Annotated in this window: 15 protein-coding genes, 1 pseudogene and 1 other annotated feature (1 of these 17 cut by a window edge); of the genes and pseudogenes, 13 read left to right on the top strand and 3 right to left on the bottom strand. The window is 40.5% G+C overall.

Annotation, left to right across the window (positions count from 1 at the left end; translation table 11 throughout):
* The first annotated feature begins 10 nt into the window (after positions 1-10).
* Complete coding sequence (gene yajC, locus ATG70_RS11210) at positions 11-283, top strand: preprotein translocase subunit YajC (protein WP_098444383.1); 273 nt, start codon at positions 11-13, stop codon at positions 281-283.
* Between the two features lie 37 nt (positions 284-320).
* Here the strand turns inward: yajC and ATG70_RS11205 are convergent, their stop codons facing one another.
* A complete protein-coding gene (locus tag ATG70_RS11205; RefSeq protein WP_179886254.1) occupies positions 321-710 on the bottom strand; it encodes a TIGR04086 family membrane protein in 390 nt (129 codons plus the stop codon).
* A 127-nt stretch (positions 711-837) separates the two neighbouring features.
* Between ATG70_RS11205 and ATG70_RS11200 the strand changes: the two genes are divergently transcribed.
* Both ATG70_RS11200 and ATG70_RS11195 read left to right on the top strand, forming a co-directional pair.
* Complete coding sequence (locus ATG70_RS11200; RefSeq protein WP_098444381.1) at positions 838-2,127, top strand: ArsB/NhaD family transporter; 1,290 nt, start codon at positions 838-840, stop codon at positions 2,125-2,127.
* 106 nt (positions 2,128-2,233) lie between these two features.
* Positions 2,234-2,899 carry a YetF domain-containing protein gene (locus ATG70_RS11195; RefSeq protein WP_098444380.1) on the top strand — a complete coding sequence of 222 codons (666 nt, stop codon included), beginning with the start codon at positions 2,234-2,236 and terminating at the stop codon, positions 2,897-2,899.
* A 55-nt stretch (positions 2,900-2,954) separates the two neighbouring features.
* On the opposite strand, the gene spoVB is transcribed toward ATG70_RS11195, so the two are convergent.
* On the bottom strand, positions 2,955-4,508 hold the full coding sequence (spoVB, locus tag ATG70_RS11190) for a stage V sporulation protein B (RefSeq protein WP_098444379.1): 1,554 nt from the start codon (positions 4,506-4,508) through the stop codon (positions 2,955-2,957).
* A 120-nt stretch (positions 4,509-4,628) separates the two neighbouring features.
* On the opposite strand from spoVB, the gene ATG70_RS11185 reads away from it, so the two are divergent.
* From ATG70_RS11185 to dtd, 9 genes and pseudogenes are all read left to right on the top strand, one after another.
* A complete protein-coding gene (locus ATG70_RS11185) occupies positions 4,629-5,114 on the top strand; it encodes a COG2426 family protein (RefSeq protein ID WP_098444378.1) in 486 nt (161 codons plus the stop codon).
* A gap of 74 nt (positions 5,115-5,188) precedes the next feature.
* Positions 5,189-5,446 carry a post-transcriptional regulator gene (locus ATG70_RS11180; RefSeq protein WP_098444377.1) on the top strand — a complete coding sequence of 86 codons (258 nt, stop codon included), beginning with the start codon at positions 5,189-5,191 and terminating at the stop codon, positions 5,444-5,446.
* A 108-nt stretch (positions 5,447-5,554) separates the two neighbouring features.
* Positions 5,555-7,769 (top strand): annotated as a pseudogene (gene secDF / locus ATG70_RS22930) (protein translocase subunit SecDF).
* Between the two features lie 130 nt (positions 7,770-7,899).
* Positions 7,900-8,808 (top strand): cation diffusion facilitator family transporter, encoded by a 909-nt coding sequence (locus tag ATG70_RS11170; protein WP_098444376.1) that lies wholly within the window; start codon positions 7,900-7,902, stop codon positions 8,806-8,808.
* 35 nt (positions 8,809-8,843) lie between these two features.
* Complete coding sequence (locus ATG70_RS11165; RefSeq protein WP_098444375.1) at positions 8,844-9,179, top strand: LapA family protein; 336 nt, start codon at positions 8,844-8,846, stop codon at positions 9,177-9,179.
* Between the two features lie 129 nt (positions 9,180-9,308).
* On the top strand, positions 9,309-11,663 hold the full coding sequence (recJ, locus tag ATG70_RS11160; protein ID WP_098444374.1) for a single-stranded-DNA-specific exonuclease RecJ: 2,355 nt from the start codon (positions 9,309-9,311) through the stop codon (positions 11,661-11,663).
* Positions 11,664-12,176: an adenine phosphoribosyltransferase gene (locus tag ATG70_RS11155; protein ID WP_098444373.1), complete on the top strand. Its 513-nt coding sequence runs from the start codon at positions 11,664-11,666 to the stop codon at positions 12,174-12,176.
* A gap of 187 nt (positions 12,177-12,363) precedes the next feature.
* Positions 12,364-14,526 (top strand): RelA/SpoT family protein, encoded by a 2,163-nt coding sequence (locus ATG70_RS11150; protein WP_373560782.1) that lies wholly within the window; start codon positions 12,364-12,366, stop codon positions 14,524-14,526.
* Positions 14,527-14,545: 19 nt separating this feature from the next.
* Positions 14,546-14,989 (top strand): D-aminoacyl-tRNA deacylase, encoded by a 444-nt coding sequence (gene dtd / locus ATG70_RS11145; RefSeq protein ID WP_098444371.1) that lies wholly within the window; start codon positions 14,546-14,548, stop codon positions 14,987-14,989.
* A gap of 72 nt (positions 14,990-15,061) precedes the next feature.
* Here the strand turns inward: dtd and ATG70_RS11140 are convergent, their stop codons facing one another.
* Positions 15,062-16,492: an N-acetylmuramoyl-L-alanine amidase gene (locus ATG70_RS11140; protein ID WP_098444370.1), complete on the bottom strand. Its 1,431-nt coding sequence runs from the start codon at positions 16,490-16,492 to the stop codon at positions 15,062-15,064.
* A gap of 131 nt (positions 16,493-16,623) precedes the next feature.
* Between ATG70_RS11140 and ATG70_RS11135 the strand changes: the two genes are divergently transcribed.
* On the top strand, positions 16,624-16,797 hold the full coding sequence (locus ATG70_RS11135) for an RNA polymerase subunit sigma-70 (protein ID WP_098444369.1): 174 nt from the start codon (positions 16,624-16,626) through the stop codon (positions 16,795-16,797).
* Between the two features lie 68 nt (positions 16,798-16,865).
* Positions 16,866-17,043: a binding site (T-box leader), on the top strand; it runs 47 nt beyond the window's last position.

Here is a 17,043-nt window from a genome sequence, read left to right as displayed (position 1 = left end):
TGAAAAGAGTATGAGTTCTACGTTAATGAATTTAGTCCCGCTTCTATTAATGTTCGCGATTTTCTATTTCCTTTTGATTCGCCCGCAACAGAAGCGTCAAAAGAAAACGAAAGAAATGCAAGCAAGCCTAGAAAAAGGGAATAAAGTTGTAACCATCGGTGGAATGCATGGAATTATTGATGCAATGGACGAAGGTACAATTACAATCCGCACAACTGACGGTACAAAAATGGTGTTTGACCGAGCGGCAATCCGCGAATCAATCACTGAAAATAGCAAGTAATTGAGAAGAGCGTCCTCTATGGAGGGCGCTCTTTTTTCTAGGCTTCTCGATGCTTGCCACCTTTAACATTCACCCCAATAATTCCTCCAAGAATGCAAATGAGACCGTAACCAGCATGATAAAGTAGCTGCTCGAGGTTCATGTTTACGCGATATCCCAAGTATTGAATGAGGAAAAGAAGCATGATATACATACAAGCTGTTCCTCCGCCAAGTAGCCAACCGCGTTCCCCCCCTTTGCCTCCAGAAATAAAGCCTCCAATAAAAAAGGCAATCACAGTCGCTACAATAATGAGTGGACTAATTCCTTTTTCAGATACCGAAGAGAAGCGAAGAATTAATGAAAAAAGGACGCTAGTCGCAAGCACAATAACAATAATCGCAAGTAAGCCAGACCCCATACTTGAGAATGCGTGTTTGGATCTCATTTTCCTCCCCCTTAAACGAGATAGTTTGTACATTCTATTCGACTACGGAGGAATTAGAAGTCTATTCATGAATTCGGACAGCCCGTCATACGATGTTAGAAACGGGACAGGGAAGGGGCAGTATGGATTGGACATAATCATTGCGCTCACCATATTTGTTCTTGCTTATATAGGCATCATTACCGAAAAAATCAATCGTGCTATCGTCGCATGTGGCGGCGGACTGCTTATGTTGCTGGCGGGGATTACAAACACTGATTCAGCTTTTATGAACCACGTTGATTGGAATACGATCGCCCTCTTGTTTTCTATGATGATACTGGTTTCCATTACAAGTCAAAATGGACTATTTGAATATATCGCGATTAAGCTTGCCCAACAGGTGCAGGGGAAGCCTTTGCCGCTCCTCGCCGTTATAGGTACTTTAACTGCAGTTGGATCTGCCCTTTTAGATAACGTTACAACAGTTCTTCTACTTGTCCCGATAACGCTGACGTTAACGAAAATATTAAACATCACAAGCATGCCCTTTTTAGTAACGGTAATCCTATCATCCAATATCGGAGGAACGGCAACATTGATCGGTGATCCGCCTAATATTATGATTGGTCAGGCAGTTGACCATCTTGATTTTAATGATTTTATTTATAACTTAGCCCCGATTGTTGTGGTCATTTATGCTGTTATCATAACAGGTCTTTTGTTTTTTTATCGGAAAGGATTAATCGTAGATGATTCGTATCGAAAGTCATTGTTAAAAATTGATGCGTCTCAGTATTTGAAAAAAGGACCTTTGCTCTATAAGTCTTCAGCCGTATTACTTATGACAATTACTGGTTTTCTTTTGCACCCTGTCTTACATACTGAATTGACGAATATTGCGATGGCGGGGGCAGTTCTTTTACTATTGATTACTCAAAAAGAGCATAAGGTGGAAGAGGTTTTTGAATCGATTGAATGGGTGACGTTATTTTTCTTTATGGGTCTTTTTATCCTTATTGGTGGATTAGAGGAAGTAGGTATTATTGATGAAGTTGCCAGGACGATTCTTTTATATACTGAAGGTGATTTGCCTAAGACTTCCCTTATTATTTTGTGGGGAGCAGGTATTCTCTCTGCCTTTTTAGATAACATTCCATTTGTTGCAGCCATGATCCCGGTGATTTCAGAATTCTCTGGGTACGGAATGACGAACCTTGATCCGTTGTGGTGGTCGCTTGCCTTAGGTTCATGTCTTGGTGGGAATGGAACGTTAATTGGAGCTTCTGCTAATGTGGTGGTGGCTGGTCTTGCGTTAAAAGACAACCAAGAAGTAAGGTTCATTGCTTTTCTCAAAATTGGATTACCGGTCGTCTTCATCTCGCTTGTTATTAGTACAGTCTACATCTATTTCAGATATTTACTTCCCTATTACTAGGGAAGTTTTTTTATTTTCTGCAATACAACATTTCCAATACATTCCCTCATGTAGAAACAAAACGTGGTTAAACTAAACAAAAGAAGCTTGAAAGGAGGGATCAGGGATGGAATATATGACCATTATACTTAGAACGCTTGTTTTATATTTTGTAATTATTTTCGTTTTTAGAGTGATGGGAAAGCGGGAAATTGGTCAGCTAAGTATTCTTGATTTTGTCGTTTCTATTATGATTGCGGAGCTTGCTGTCATGTCAATTGAAGATCCACAGACACCGATGCTTAATACGATTGTTCCAATGGTTGTGCTTGTATTAATACAAATACTTATGGCTTTTGTTTCACTTAAAAGTGAGAAAGTACGGGAAATCGTGGACGGAAAGCCTTCCGTGTTAATTGATCGGGGTAAAATCGATGAAACGGAAATGAGAAAACAGCGATATAACTTTGATGATTTGCTGGTTCAATTGCGAGAGAATAACGTTGCATCTGTTTCAGATGTTGAGTTCGCGATCCTTGAACCCTCAGGCAAGCTATCGGTCATCAAAAAAGAGGAGGATAATAAACAAGAAGAGCCTGCAACTTTAATGCCTCTTCCCCTTATCTTGGATGGAAAAGTTCAGGAGGAACATCTTGAGCGAATTGGAAAAACAGCGCTATGGCTTAGGCAAGAGCTTAGAAAAGTTGGGCATAAAGATATAAAGCGGATTTCATTTTGTTCCCTCCATAAAAATGGAAGTTTTTTTATTGATTTGAAGAATGAGAAAAAGTAACCGTGAAGGTTACTTTTTCTCTGTATGGATGCAGTTTAAAATAGGCTTAATTATATTAGTGAATGAATTTCCCAATGAATGGCATTCTTCTTAAGTCATGTCGATTAATAAGTCCAAGCAGTAGTAAAATGACAAAATAAATGATTGATGTGACCGATATAGCTAAGACCGTACCGAGTAGATCAGTGGAAGACGAAGAGAAGGTTTGATAAAGAAAATGTCCGGCAAATCCAGTTGCTATAATGGATGTTACGCCTTTAAGTAAATCACTTACAACAAGAGAAAAACCAATTGCCTTCACAAGAGTGGCAAAGTGGAGAAGTGTTACGAGAAGAATGCCTATTACAATTGCAAGAGCCGCGCCCATAATGCCTAACTCAGGTCGAGAAGCAAGAAAGAAGATCGCAATTAGTTTAACGCCTGCGCCAATAAAACTATTGATCATAGCAGCCTTAGCTAAATCTAATGCTTGTAGGGCGGCTGCAAGCGGACCCTGAAAATAATAGAAGAAAAAGAAAGGAGCCATAACTTGTACATAGATGGCGACGTGAGGGGCGTTGTACATGATATCCATTAATGGAACCGCAAAGATATATGTGATGACTACCGAAAGTCCACCAGCCACCATCGATAGTCGGATTGCTTGACTTAACCGGTGTTGAATTTGTTTATACTGCTTTTGAGCATGTGCTTCACTAATTGCGGGTACAAGTGATACCTGCAAAGAGTAGGTGATAAAGGTAGGGAGAAACAACAGTGGTATAGCAAGGCCAGTTAAGTGACCGTATTGTTTTGTGGCAAGCGTTGTGGCAACTCCAGCGATGGCAAGGCTTCGTGCCACCATAATCGGTTCAAAAAAATAGGAGAGAGATCCTATCAATTGACTACCAGTTGTCGGTAGCGAAATCTTCATTAAACTGTTGAAAGTCCCTCTCCCGCCTTTTAAATAGTTGAAAAATCCACTTCTTATTTTAATCCGCTTTTTCATTTTAAACATGGAAAACATAAAGAGAAGCGAGGCGAGTTCTCCAAGCACTACGGAAATCATTGCACCTGCCGCGGCAAATTCGACACCATAAGGTAGAAACGCGCCTGTAAGAACTGCGACGAGACAAATGCGTACAATTTGTTCAATTACTTGAGAATAAGCAGACGGTCTCATGTTCTGTAATCCCTGGAAATACCCTCTAAGCACTGAAGAAAGAGCCACAATTGAGACAACAGGGGCAATAGCGACAAGCGGATAAAATGTGCGCTCATCTGTGAAAACCTCTTTTGACAAAAATGGAGCTGCAAAGATCATCATCGTTGTAAAAATAACGCTAAGCACAGTCGTAATCGAAAGGGATACAATTAAAATTTGTTTGATTTTCTGGCGGTTACCTTCTGCATCAGCTTCAGCTACCATTTTTGAGATCGCAACAGGAAGTCCCATGCGTGTTAGCGTTATCGTTAGTATTAATGTAGGAACGGCCATCATATAAAGACCGACACCTTCTTCACCCATCACACGAACCATCACTATACGGTTAATAAAGCCTAAAACTTTCGTAATTAACCCGGCTAAGATGAGAAACAGTGTCCCTCTAAGAAAGGTTTGCTTTGACATATACTCCCTACTTTCTATCCAGAATACAGCTGAGAAATTGTAGAAAAGTCTAGATATTTTTTATCACTATGTATATGCTTATTAGGGGACAAAGCATGACAGGCATATAGGAGTGTTTTAATGAAAGAAGAAATTAAACAGTTTGTTGTAGAGAACCTTAGTTTTCTACCTCAGGAAGTGATTGTCGTAGTGATCTCTGCACTTCCAATATTAGAATTGAGGGGTGGAATCCCTCTTGCTCATACTTTTGACTTTTCTTTTCTTAAGGCTTTCTCATTAAGCCTTCTAGGAAATGCGTTACCGATTATCCCTTTACTTCTTCTGTTTCAGCCGTTAAGTAACTGGTTGATGAGATTTAGCTTGTATAAACGGTTTTATGATTGGCTTTACCATCGAACGATTAGCAAAAGTAAGAACGTTGATAAATATGGTGCGATTGGACTTATTTTGTTCACCGCAGTCCCTCTTCCGACGACAGGAGCTTACAGTGCGTGTGTCGCTGCAGCTTTATTTAAAATCCGTTTTAAATATGCTTTTCTTTCCATCCTTACAGGGGTCATCATTGCAGGACTTGGTGTAGGAGCAGCAATCTATTCAATTTTTTAAATAGACCCGTCATTTTTCATGTCGTCGATCAAGATCTCTGGCATGTAAACGATTCTAAGAAAGGAGACCGAGAGATGAATGAGTGGAAGAAGGAAGTATCTCCAGCTCTTGAAAGCAAGCGGGATGAATTTTTATTGTTAGGTTATAATGGCGCAACTATGGACGAAATCTGGGAGTGTCTCCTTGCTCGTTTTGAAAGAAACAATGAGTTGGAAGAGATGAAATTACACCAGTTGGTAAACGAGATTATGCGTTTATCAGTTAATGAGTATATGAACTGGTTAACAATCCATGCTTATAAAGGTACGAAAACGTTTGAAAGCAAGGCCTAAAAAGACTGAAATTGACAGAAAAATTCATGATTCGATATAATAGCTAGTACTGTGTGAGATGTGATTTACATAAGCAAGAATGTTGGGGGTTTAGAGAGGAGTTTTTTTATGGTGAAAAAAGGCAGGATCGTAGCGTTTTTTCTGATCGTCCTTTTGCTTGGCGGATTGATTGGAACAACCGTCATGGGTGTAACAAAAGACATTAAACTAGGTCTTGACCTGCAAGGTGGGTTTGAAGTCCTTTATGAAGTAGAACCTGCTCAAGAAGGTCAGGAACTTAGTCAGGATTTATTAAACAGTACAGTAAGTGCCCTGTACAAGCGTATTAACGTACTAGGGGTTTCAGAACCTCGTATTACGATCGAAGGCGAAGATCGCATTCGCGTGCAGCTTGCTGGTGTAAAAGATCAGAATCAGGCTCGTGAACTTCTGTCTACACAGGCGGAGCTAACATTCCGCACAACGGACGATGAGGAGAAGATGAGCGGTGCTGATCTGAAAGAAGGAGCGGCAAAGGTTGTTTTTGATAATAACCAACCCGTCGTTCAAGTAACCCTAAAGGATCCTGAAAAATTCGCAAATATTACGCGAGACCTCAGTCAATTGCCCCAGCCGGATAATCGACTAGTGATCTGGCTTGATTATGAGGAAGGCGATTCTTATAAAGAAGAAGTGACAAAGCCAGCTGATGAACAAAAATTCATCTCCGATCCAGCTGTCAACCAGGTCCTTTCTCAAAATACTGTAGTCATTTCAGGGCCACCTTTCCAACTAGAAGAAGCTGAAAATCTAAAAGAGCTTTTAAACGCAGGTTCTTTACCGGTTCAGCTAGAAGAGATTTATTCAACTTCAGTTGGTGCACAGTTCGGCGAACAGTCTCTTGATAAAACGGTTATTGCAGGATTTATTGGAGTTGGGTTAATTTTCCTATTTATGCTATTCTATTACCGTTTACCAGGGGTAATTGCGGTGATTACGTTAACTACGTATATCTATTTGATTCTTGTTGTCTTTAATTGGATGAACGCAGTATTAACTCTCCCTGGTATTGCTGCACTTATACTCGGGGTAGGTATGGCGGTTGATGCGAATATAATTACGTATGAACGAATTAAAGAAGAGATTCGTTCAGGTAAATCGGTCATGTCCGCCTTCAAAGCTGGGGGAAGACGTTCCTTTACAACGATTTTTGATGCGAATATTACAACTTTAATTGCTGCCAGTGTTTTATTTGCTTATGGAACAAGCTCAGTAAAAGGGTTTGCAGTAATGTTAATCACGAGTATCGTCGTTAGCTTTTTGACTGCCGTTTGGGGTTCGCGAATTCTTCTCGGCCTATGGGTCAAGAGCAGGGCACTGAATAAAAAGCCCGGACTTTTTGGCGTAAAGGAGAGTGAAATCGATGAGCTCTAAAGTAAGAGATACCAAGTTTGATTTTGTCAAACATCGGAATAAATTTTTTGCGATTTCACTTGCTTTGATCGTTCTTGGTGGGTTAGCAATTGCGATCTTTGGATTGAATCTTGGCATTGATTTTTCAAGTGGTTCTCGTGTAGATCTTCAATCAGATAGCAAGCTAACAACTGAAGAAGTAAGCAAAGAATTTGATGAGCTTGGATTTGATCCTGAGTCCGTCACCCTTGCAGGTGGTGGTGAAATGGCAGTAGCCGCCTTCAAAGATGAGCTTGGAAAAGACGAAATTGCAGAAATTAAAAATCATTTCACAGAACTTTACTCTGTTGAACCAAGTATTAGTACCGTTTCTCCAGATGTAGCAGTAGATTTAGCAAAAAATGCATTTATCGCCCTTGCGATTGCATCCGTAGGGATTATTATCTATGTGGCCCTGCGTTTTGAATGGCTACAAGGTGTAGCGGCGATTGTTGCGCTATTCCATGATGCGTTCTTCATCATTGCGGTCTTTAGCATTCTGCAGATAGAAGTTAATATTACATTTATTGCGGCAGTGCTAACGATTGTTGGTTATTCCATTAACGACACGATTGTGACATTCGATCGCATTCGTGAAAATATGAAGTTCGAGAAGAAAGTGAAGACGTTTGAAGATGTAGCACGTGTCGTGAACAAAAGTCTTGTTCAAACGCTTGCTCGTTCGATTAATACCGTTCTTACGGTTGTCTTTGCGGCAGCGGCCTTAACAATCTTTGGAGGGGAAGCAATTAGACCATTTGCAATCGCGCTATTGATTGGTCTCGTTGCAGGTACTTATTCTTCTCTCTTTATTGCTTCTCAACTTTGGGCAGTATGGAAAGGGAAACAATTAAAAAAGAAAAAGTTTACTCCTGCTGAAACTGAAGTATGAGAGGTATGACACCTTTAGAAGAAAAGCCATGGCCTAGCCATGGCTTTTGCGTGTCAAAAGCGGGGTGTGAGATTTTCAAATACGGGAAAAGCTATATTGATAATGAATTGGAATTGTAAGAGGTGGAGGAATGAATAAGGAAGAACGGTTTCGGAAAGCAGAAATTGCAGCAATTGTTGGAATTCTAGGAAATATTATTCTAGCTGTGTTAAAAGGGGTTATTGGCTCAATTTCCAACAGTCGAGCCCTTATCGCCGATGCGGCACACTCGGCTTCAGACGTGGCTGGATCATTTGCTGTTTTTGTAGGATTGCGTGCAGCGAAACTGCCGCCAGACAAAGATCATCCTTATGGTCATGGGAAGGCGGAATCGATCGCAGCAATTATCGTAGCGGTTTTATTATTATTGGTCGGAGTGGAAATTGGCATTAGTTCTGGAAAAGCTATTTTCAATCCGATTGAAGCTCCAGGAACGCTTGCGCTATATGGTGCTTTGATTTCAATCATAGTAAAAGAAGTGATGTTTCAATATAAGTACCGATTGGGTAAAAAGATAAAAAGTGATGCACTTATCGTAAATGCATACGAACATCGTTCTGATGTCTATTCTTCTATTGCTGTTTTAATCGGGATTGCGGGAGCTATTTTAGGAAGCAGGCTTAACTTGCCATGGCTAATTTATGCGGATCCTATTGCAGGGATATTTGTATCCGTACTGATTGCAAAAATGGCTGTTAAACTTGGTTTTGAATCGATTCATACGACGCTTGATCATGTGTTGCATGAGGAAGATACGACTGAGTATAAAGAACTGATTATCGGAATGCCAGGCGTTGTGAACCTTGATGAGTTTTATGCTAGAGAGCATGGGCACTATGTTATTATTGATATGAAGTTAGGCGTGGACCCAGAAATTTCCGTTAAAAAAGGTCACGATATCGGTAAAGCGGTGAAAGAACGCCTTCTTGAAGAGGATGAGGTTCATGACGTATTAGTTCATATCAATCCTTTTGAACCGAAGGAAAAAAAGAGTGAGTAATGGAATAGATATTGGAGTAGAGGAGGTAGATTAAGTTGAAAGGACAATGGGGATTAGTCGTAGCACTTTTATTTGCCCTGATTATTGCTGTTTTTTCAGTTGTGAATGTTGATCCAGTTCAAGTAAATTACGTATTTGGTACATCGGATTGGCCGCTCGTTCTCGTTATATTAGGATCGGTACTAATGGGAGCCATACTTGTTCTAGGTTTTGGGATGGTCAAATATTATAAACTGAAGAGAGAACTTAAAAAGTTACAAAAAGAAAATGAGAAATTAAAATCTGAGCCGATCGCTACTGAAACCAAATCAGTGCATACGCCACTTGACGGAGAAGCGATGGATGAAGGTACAGGTACGGATGGAGAATAACGGGATAGCCCTGAGTGAGATCGGGGCTTTTTTTAGTGAAGAGAAATCTTCATTAGCAAGATTCCTCTCCTTGAACTATAGTCAAACCTATGTAAACTATATATAATGAACAGGTTAAGAGGTGATTCGATGTTAAGATCTAAAACGCGCTGGAAACTTGCTGAAACAGATGAAACAAACATTGATCGGCTCCAGAGTGAACTAGGAATTTCTCGACTTGCTGCTTCGCTTTTAGTGAATCGAGGTATCAGTGGAGAAGAGGAAGCTAAAAGGTTTTTATATAAAGAGAATTTAGCATATCATGACCCGTTCCTCATGAGTGGAATGAAGGAAGCGGTTGAAAGAATTCAACAAGCCATCGTGTCGGATGAGCGAATTCTAATATTTGGCGATTATGATGCGGATGGAGTTAGTAGTACAACCGTCCTAGTTTATACGTTACGAGAGCTTGGTGCAACCTTCGATTATTATATTCCAAATCGCTTTACAGAAGGATATGGACCAAATGAAGCGGCCTTTAGGCAGGCAAAGGAAGATGGTTATCATCTCATTGTAACGGTTGATACTGGTATTTCTGGTGTCCATGAGGCAGAAGTTGCAAAGGAAATCGGTGTTGATCTCATTATTACAGATCATCACGAGCCACCTCCTGTACTTCCTGATGCTTATGCGACGATTAATCCCAAGAAACCGGGATGCACTTACCCCTTTAAAGGACTTGCAGGTGTAGGCGTTGCGTTTAAATTATCACAGGCCTTACTTGGTCGGATTCCAGGACATTTACTTGAGATTGCAGCAATGGGTACTATAGCAGATTTAGTTCCGCTTCAAGATGAGAATCGTCTTCTAGCAAGTGAAGGAATACGAGCACTTCAAAATTCTAATAAACCCGGAATTAAAGCGCTCTTAGACGTATGTGGCTTGAAAGATCAGGAATTAAACGAAGAGCATCTTGGTTTTGGAATAGGACCAAGATTAAATGCTGCAGGACGTTTAGATAGTGCAGATCCTGCTGTTGAACTGCTTACAACAGATGATCCGTTACTAGCAGAGCAACTTGCTTCTGATATTGATACTCTGAATAAAAACCGTCAAGAGCTTGTAAACACAATGACGAAAGAAGCGATCGAAGAAGTTGAAACAAATTATATAAGTGATGAAAGCAATCGCGTGTTAATTATTGCGAAAGAAGGATGGAATGCAGGGGTAATTGGAATTGTCGCTTCTCGACTTGTTGAGAAATATTACCGTCCAACGATTGTGATGAGTATTGACCGAGAGAAAGGTGTGGCAAAAGGCTCCGCACGTAGTATTGAGGCATTCGATATGTTTGCGAATTTATCTGAGTGTAGAGATATTCTTCCACATTTCGGGGGTCACCCAATGGCAGCTGGGATGACGATTGATTTGGATTACTTGGAGCAACTGCGCACTAGATTGAATAACCTGGCTATAGAGAAGTTAACGGAAGAAGATCTAACTCCGCTTACAAAAGTGGATCTTCATTGTCGCGTAGAAGATGTAACGCTAGAAACGATTGAAGAGATGAATCTTCTTGCTCCCTTTGGGGTGAGCAATCCAAAGCCAGTTGTTATGCTCAAGGACGTTCATTTATCTCAAATCAGAAGAATAGGTAGTCAGGACAATCATCTTAAGGTAGGTCTTGAGGAAAATGGTACAACGCTTGACGGCGTAGGGTTCCATTTTGGCTATGCTTTTGAAGAAATTGCATCAAGGGCAGCAGTGAGTGTAATCGGTCAGCTCTCTGTCAACGAATGGAATGGGCTTCGAAAGCCTCAAATTTTCGTGAAGGATATCGCAGTTAATGAGTGGCAGCTTTTTGATTACAGAGGCATACGGGATTTAAAAAAACGTCTGGAAACTTTGCCGCTAGATAAGTTAGTGATGATAGCTTTTCAGAACAATACGATCTCAAAGCTAGGTCTTGAAAAATGGAAGGACTACGTCATTACTGATCCATCAGACAAAGACATTTCGTTTGATCAAAAGTATGTCATGTTGCTTGATCTTCCTGATTTAGAAGAAGACCTTGTGAACCTTTTTCGCTCAGGCGGTATACCAGATCGAACTTATGTGGTATTTGAGCATGAGGAAGATCATTTTTTCTCAACTTTACCATCACGTGAGGATTTCAAATGGTATTATGCTTTCTTAATGAAAAAAGGGAGCTTCCATTTACGAGACGCAGAAAAGCTCGCTAAACATAAAGGGTGGTCAAAAGAAACGGTGCCTTTTATGTCAGAGGTGTTTTTTGAGCTAGATTTTGTTACAATGGATAATGGACTGATTTCTCTAAATCCACAATCTGTCAAAACTGAATTAACTTCTTCTAAAACGTATAGGAGTAAGCTTGAAAAAGCAAAGCTCGAAAACGATTTTTGCTATTCCTCCTATCATGCTTTGAAAAGTTGGTTCGATCAATCAGTTAATTGTTTCAATAGCACTGAGGAGGCCATAAAGTAAATGAATTACAAAGATTATATTGCAGTAGTTGAAGATTATCCAAAAGAGGGGATTCGTTTTAAAGACATTACACCTCTTATGCAAAATGGAGAAGCTTACAGTGCTGTCGTAAATGACATAGCGGACTTCGCTAAAGATAAAGATATCGATGTTATTGTTGGACCAGAAGCACGAGGGTTTATCGTGGGATGCCCTGTAGCTTACATTCTCGGCATTGGTTTCGTACCAGTACGAAAAGAAGGAAAACTTCCGCGTGAAGTAGCAAAAGTTGACTACGGTCTCGAATACGGTAAAGACGTCCTAACGATTCATAAGGACGCTATTAAACCGGGACAAAGAGTATTGATTACGGACGATTTACTTGCTACCGGCGGCACGATCAACGCGACAATTGAACTTGTAGAAATGCTTGGAGGAGTCGTTGTAGGACTTGCTTTCATGATTGAGCTTTCATACCTCGAAGGTCGTAAAAATCTTGATCGTCATGATATCTTTACGTTAATGACATACTAAAGAATGGAGTGTCCGAATTGCCGGACGCTCTTTCTCTTTATGAACCATTATCAGGGTAATCCTGTCATTACTCGTTAGGAAAAACGACATTTTTCTCTTAATCTCTTTACATGCTGCCTTTTTTTAACGATAATAGAAGCAATATACCAACAGTAATCAAGGTGATTTGATGACGATAGAAGAAGTGATGGAAAGAGCGGAGCAGTATTTGTCTGAAGACGATCTCTCCTATCTTAATAGAGCATATGAATACGCGCGAAACGCACATGAAGGCCAGTACCGTAAATCGGGTGAACCCTATATTATTCATCCTATTGAGGTTGCTGGCATTCTTGTGAATCTTGAAGTGGACCCCGTCACAGTTGCAGGGGGCTTTCTTCATGATGTCGTCGAAGACACCGACGTAACGCTTGAGCAAATATCTGATGAATTCAGTCCTGAACTCGCTATGCTTGTAGATGGCGTGACAAAACTGAAGAAAATCAAATATAAATCAAAGCGCGAGCAGCAAGCAGAGAATCATCGGAAAATGATGATTGCTATGGCTCAGGATATTAGGTGCATTCTCATTAAACTGGCAGACCGTCTTCATAATATGCGGACGTTGAAGCACATGCCAAAAGAAAAACAAATGCAAAAGGCAAATGAGACGCTAGAAATTTTTGCGCCTCTTGCGCATCGTCTTGGTATTTCCACGATTAAGTGGGAGCTCGAGGATACAGCGCTTCGTTATTTAAATCCACAGCAATATTATCGCATTGTGAATTTAATGCAGAAGAAACGAGCCGAACGTGAAGGGTTCGTCCATGAAGTAGTAGACGAGATCCAAGAACGCGTGAAGGATGTGTCGATTGACGCTGAGATATCGGGTCGTCCTAAACACATCTACAGCATTTATCGAAAAATGGCCAAACAGCATAAGCAATTTAACGAGATCTATGACTTGCTAGCTGTTCGTATTGTTGTTAACAGTATTAAGGATTGCTATGCCGTTCTTGGAATCATTCATACGTGCTGGAAGCCTATGCCTGGTCGTTTCAAAGATTATATAGCCATGCCTAAAGCGAATATGTACCAGTCCCTTCACACGACTGTTATTGGACCGAAGGGTGACCCACTCGAAGTGCAAATTAGGACGTCTGATATGCACAAAGTAGCTGAGTACGGGATCGCAGCTCATTGGGCTTACAAAGAAGGCGACGAGAATCAAGTAAATAGCTCTTTTGAGAAAAAGCTATCTTGGTTTAGGCAAATTCTTGAATGGCAAAATGACGTTTCCAATGCCGAAGAGTTTATGGAGTCTCTTAAGATTGATTTATTCAGTGATATGGTATTCGTTTTCACACCTAAAGGCGACGTGTTTGAGCTGCCGACAGGCTCTGTTCCGCTTGATTTCGCATATCGTATTCATACCGAAATTGGTAACCACTGTATCGGTGCAAAAGTGAACGGCAAAATGGTACCTCTTGATCATCGTTTAAAAACAGGAGATATCGTCGAAGTTCTAACATCTAAGCACTCTTACGGACCGAGTAAAGACTGGCTGAAAATTAGTCAAAGTTCTCACGCTAAGAACAAAATTAAGCAGTGGTTTAAGAAAGAAAAGCGTGAAGAAAATGTAGTTAAAGGCCGGGAACTAGTTGAAAAGGAAATAAAAAATCATGGCTTTGAATTAAAAGCCGTCCTGACTTCAGATAACATTGCGAATGTCTCGAAGAAATTTAATTTTACAAGTGAAGAAGATATGTATGCCGCAGTCGGGTATGGTGGTATTACAGCCGCTCAAATTGCAACAAGATTAACCGATAAAGCGCGTAAAGAACGAACGAAAGAGCAGGAAGAAGAGCTTGCAAAATCCATTATTGAGGGGAAAACGCACTCACCTTCTAAACCGCTAAAACGAGCGGAGTCAGGAGTGCGCGTAAAAGGAATTGATAACCTGTTAATTCGTCTTTCGCGATGCTGTAATCCTGTTCCGGGTGATGATATTGTCGGTTATATTACGAAAGGAAGAGGTGTTTCCATTCACAGAAAAGACTGTCCGAATGTGAATGAAGATAACGCCCAAGAGCGTCTTCTTGAAGTTGAATGGGAAAGCGACTCTCCTAAAAACTATAATGTTGATATTGAAATCAGTGGTTTTGATCGACGTGGTCTTTTAAATGAAGTCCTGCAGGCCGTCGCTGAAACCAAAACGGATATGACATCCGTTTCGGGTCGATCGGATAACAATAAAATGGCTACGATTAGCATGACTGTTTCAATTAGGAATACCGCTCACCTTCAGAAAGTCGTTGAGCGTGTGAAGCGAATTCCAGATATCTATGCTGTGCGTAGGATTATGCAGTAAAGTAGAAAGGAAGTTCTTCATGAAAGCTGTTATACAACGTTCCAAGCATGCATCAGTCACCGTGAACGGAGAGACGACAGGTAAGATTGATTCGGGTCTTGTCGTCCTTCTAGGGGTCACTCACGAAGACACAAAGGAGGATGCTGCTTATCTTGCTTCAAAGATTGCCAATCTACGCATATTTGAAGATGACAGTGATCGCATGAATTTATCTGTCAAAGATAAAGGCGGTGCCATTCTTTCGATTTCACAATTCACTTTGTACGGAGATTGCCGTAAAGGAAGGCGTCCGAACTTTATGAAAGCAGCAAAGCCTTCTGAAGCAGCCGTTCTATATGAGAAGTTCAATGAGCTACTTAGAAAAGAAGATCTCGACGTACAGACTGGAATATTCGGTGAAATGATGGATGTTCAGCTTACGAATGATGGGCCTGTTACCCTGGTGATTGAAAGTAAAGAATAGGTAAAAGCCGTGTTCCTTTTGGACGCGGCTTTTATTTTGTTACTTATTTATTTTTAAATGTTTTTAGAAAGATTATTGTAAAAATGCAAGAATTCCATTAGAAATTTCATTCGTAATGTTATTTTGATAAGTCGACTTGTTCACTAATTGCTCTTCCCATGGGTTGGAAAGGAATCCAAGTTCTAGAAGAACGGAAGGCTGTTGATTATTTCGAAGGACATAGTAATTGCCAAAACGTATGCCGCGATCTCGTAGAGAAGTATCGTCGCCAATCTCAGCATGAATGGATGAGGCAAGTGGCATATCCGCTTCCTCATAGTAATAAGTCGTCGTGCCATTTGCCGTTGGATCGACAGTGCTGTCGAAATGAATGCTGACAAAAGCATCTGCCTGGTGTTGCTCAGAAATTATAGTTCGTTGTGCAAGTGAGATAAATGTATCATCATCTCTTGTTAGAATCACTTCTACACCTGCGTTTTTTAATTTCTCAGCAATTGTGTTCGTTGTTTTGAGAGTAAGGATTTTCTCAAGTGTAGTAATTCCTAAAGCTCCGCTATCAAAACCGCCGTGTCCAGCATCTAGTACGACTGTTTTTCCTGACTTTAACTTGGGAGAAGTGGTAAGCCTAGAAGCAGTTGAAACCACCCAATCTGCTACGTAAGCTGAACGGCCATCATCCAGGAGTATTCGATACCATTCACCTTCTTTTCCATCTATTTGATAGCGCTCTTGGACCGACGCTTGTTTGATGACATCATTGCTTAAGGCAGGTCCGCTTCTAAGGTTTGTTGCGTGGTATAAAATCGTCACAAAGCCTGCCTCTTCCTTCTTATTCGTGTTTTGTAAATAGGTAGTATCCACCCATCCTATTTGTCCGTTTTCATAACGAATAAAACTCCAATTGTTTTCTGTTTTGATTTCTTCAACGACAGAACCTGAAGGGAGCTGAAATAAAATGCGGTTTTCTGTCCCGGGCATTTCTCGAACATTTAATAGTCGTGTGATGACTTCTTTTTTTATACTGGAATTGTTTGCATTATCTTGTGTTGTTGAATTTACTAACCATGAAGCCACCCAACCTGTTTGACCGTTATAATCGATTGAAATCCAATCACCATCGATCTTTAAAACGTTCCATTCGCTTTCTTGGGAAATACTCCCGATAGTTTTGTGCTCTTTTCCTGGACCAGCTCGTACTTGTAAATCAGATACGGTGGATCGAATGGTTTGTTCGGTCTGCGAATCAGTCGTTAACGTTGCGAATCTGCTGGCTACCCAACCCTTTTTCGCGGTAGGAAGTTCTACATATAGCCAATTATCTTGATTATCAATGATCGTTGCTTTGTGACCTTGGTGCACTTGAGCAATGATTGTGGACGAAATAGATGGTTCTGAGCGCACATTAACGGTTTGGTCAAAAAGTGCACGAGTAGCCGCTGAAGTTGTATGAGGAATAAAAAGGGCTATTAATAATAAGCTCAGAATAAAAATCAATCTTTTCAATGGAAATCTCCTTTCAATAATTCTTAGCTTAGATAATTTCTTTATCGGATGAAAAGATTCCTTCGTTTAGTTGTAAAACCTTTACTTTTTGGTGAAACTAAGAAAATACTACACGAAGAGGGTGAGCTTTCATGCGATCGACAAATAAAGAAATGATGAGCTACAACATGTCGCAACCGGAATTTGGCGTCGACTTTCATGATTTTCTACAAAAAGAGCAGTGTTTGTCAAATATGGAACTCGCGGAAGAATTTGGACTGTCTCTAAAAAGTGTAAAGATCATGAAACAAAAAATGAAACGTTAACACGAGGAATACCCTTGACAAAAAAAAGACTGACTCGTATGATAGAAAACAATTCAGTAAATCGATACGAAGCTCCGTTGAGGAAGAAAAGTAAAAAAATACCGGGTTGAGCAGAGAGGAAATGCCGTTAGGCTGAGAGCATTTCTCGATACCGCTTTTTTGAAAGACACTTCCAAGGATCGCCTCCGAACAGTTAACTCAGTAGGGGGCGACGTAGACAGGCGTTAACTGTTTCAAGCGGAAGGA

Source organism: Bacillus sp. es.036 (assembly GCF_002563635.1).
In the GTDB taxonomy this organism is placed as follows: domain Bacteria; phylum Bacillota; class Bacilli; order Bacillales; family Guptibacillaceae; genus Guptibacillus.
Note: the sequence above shows the minus strand (reverse complement) of the source record. Positions and strands in the feature narration are given on the sequence as shown.

Bases quoted from the DNA above. Each gene is read 5' to 3' on its own strand.
- yajC (WP_098444383.1), top strand. From the start codon at position 11: ATGAGTTCTACGTTAATGAATTTAGTCCCGCTTCTATTAATGTTCGCG.
- ATG70_RS11205 (WP_179886254.1), bottom strand. From the start codon at position 710: ATGAGATCCAAACACGCATTCTCAAGTATGGGGTCTGGCTTACTTGCG.
- ATG70_RS11195 (WP_098444380.1), top strand. From the start codon at position 2,234: ATGGAATATATGACCATTATACTTAGAACGCTTGTTTTATATTTTGTA.
- spoVB (WP_098444379.1), bottom strand. From the start codon at position 4,508: ATGTCAAAGCAAACCTTTCTTAGAGGGACACTGTTTCTCATCTTAGCC.
- ATG70_RS11185 (WP_098444378.1), top strand. From the start codon at position 4,629: ATGAAAGAAGAAATTAAACAGTTTGTTGTAGAGAACCTTAGTTTTCTA.
- ATG70_RS11180 (WP_098444377.1), top strand. From the start codon at position 5,189: ATGAATGAGTGGAAGAAGGAAGTATCTCCAGCTCTTGAAAGCAAGCGG.
- ATG70_RS11170 (WP_098444376.1), top strand. From the start codon at position 7,900: ATGAATAAGGAAGAACGGTTTCGGAAAGCAGAAATTGCAGCAATTGTT.
- recJ (WP_098444374.1), top strand. From the start codon at position 9,309: ATGTTAAGATCTAAAACGCGCTGGAAACTTGCTGAAACAGATGAAACA.
- ATG70_RS11155 (WP_098444373.1), top strand. From the start codon at position 11,664: ATGAATTACAAAGATTATATTGCAGTAGTTGAAGATTATCCAAAAGAG.
- ATG70_RS11150 (WP_373560782.1), top strand. From the start codon at position 12,364: ATGGAAAGAGCGGAGCAGTATTTGTCTGAAGACGATCTCTCCTATCTT.
- dtd (WP_098444371.1), top strand. From the start codon at position 14,546: ATGAAAGCTGTTATACAACGTTCCAAGCATGCATCAGTCACCGTGAAC.
- ATG70_RS11135 (WP_098444369.1), top strand. From the start codon at position 16,624: ATGCGATCGACAAATAAAGAAATGATGAGCTACAACATGTCGCAACCG.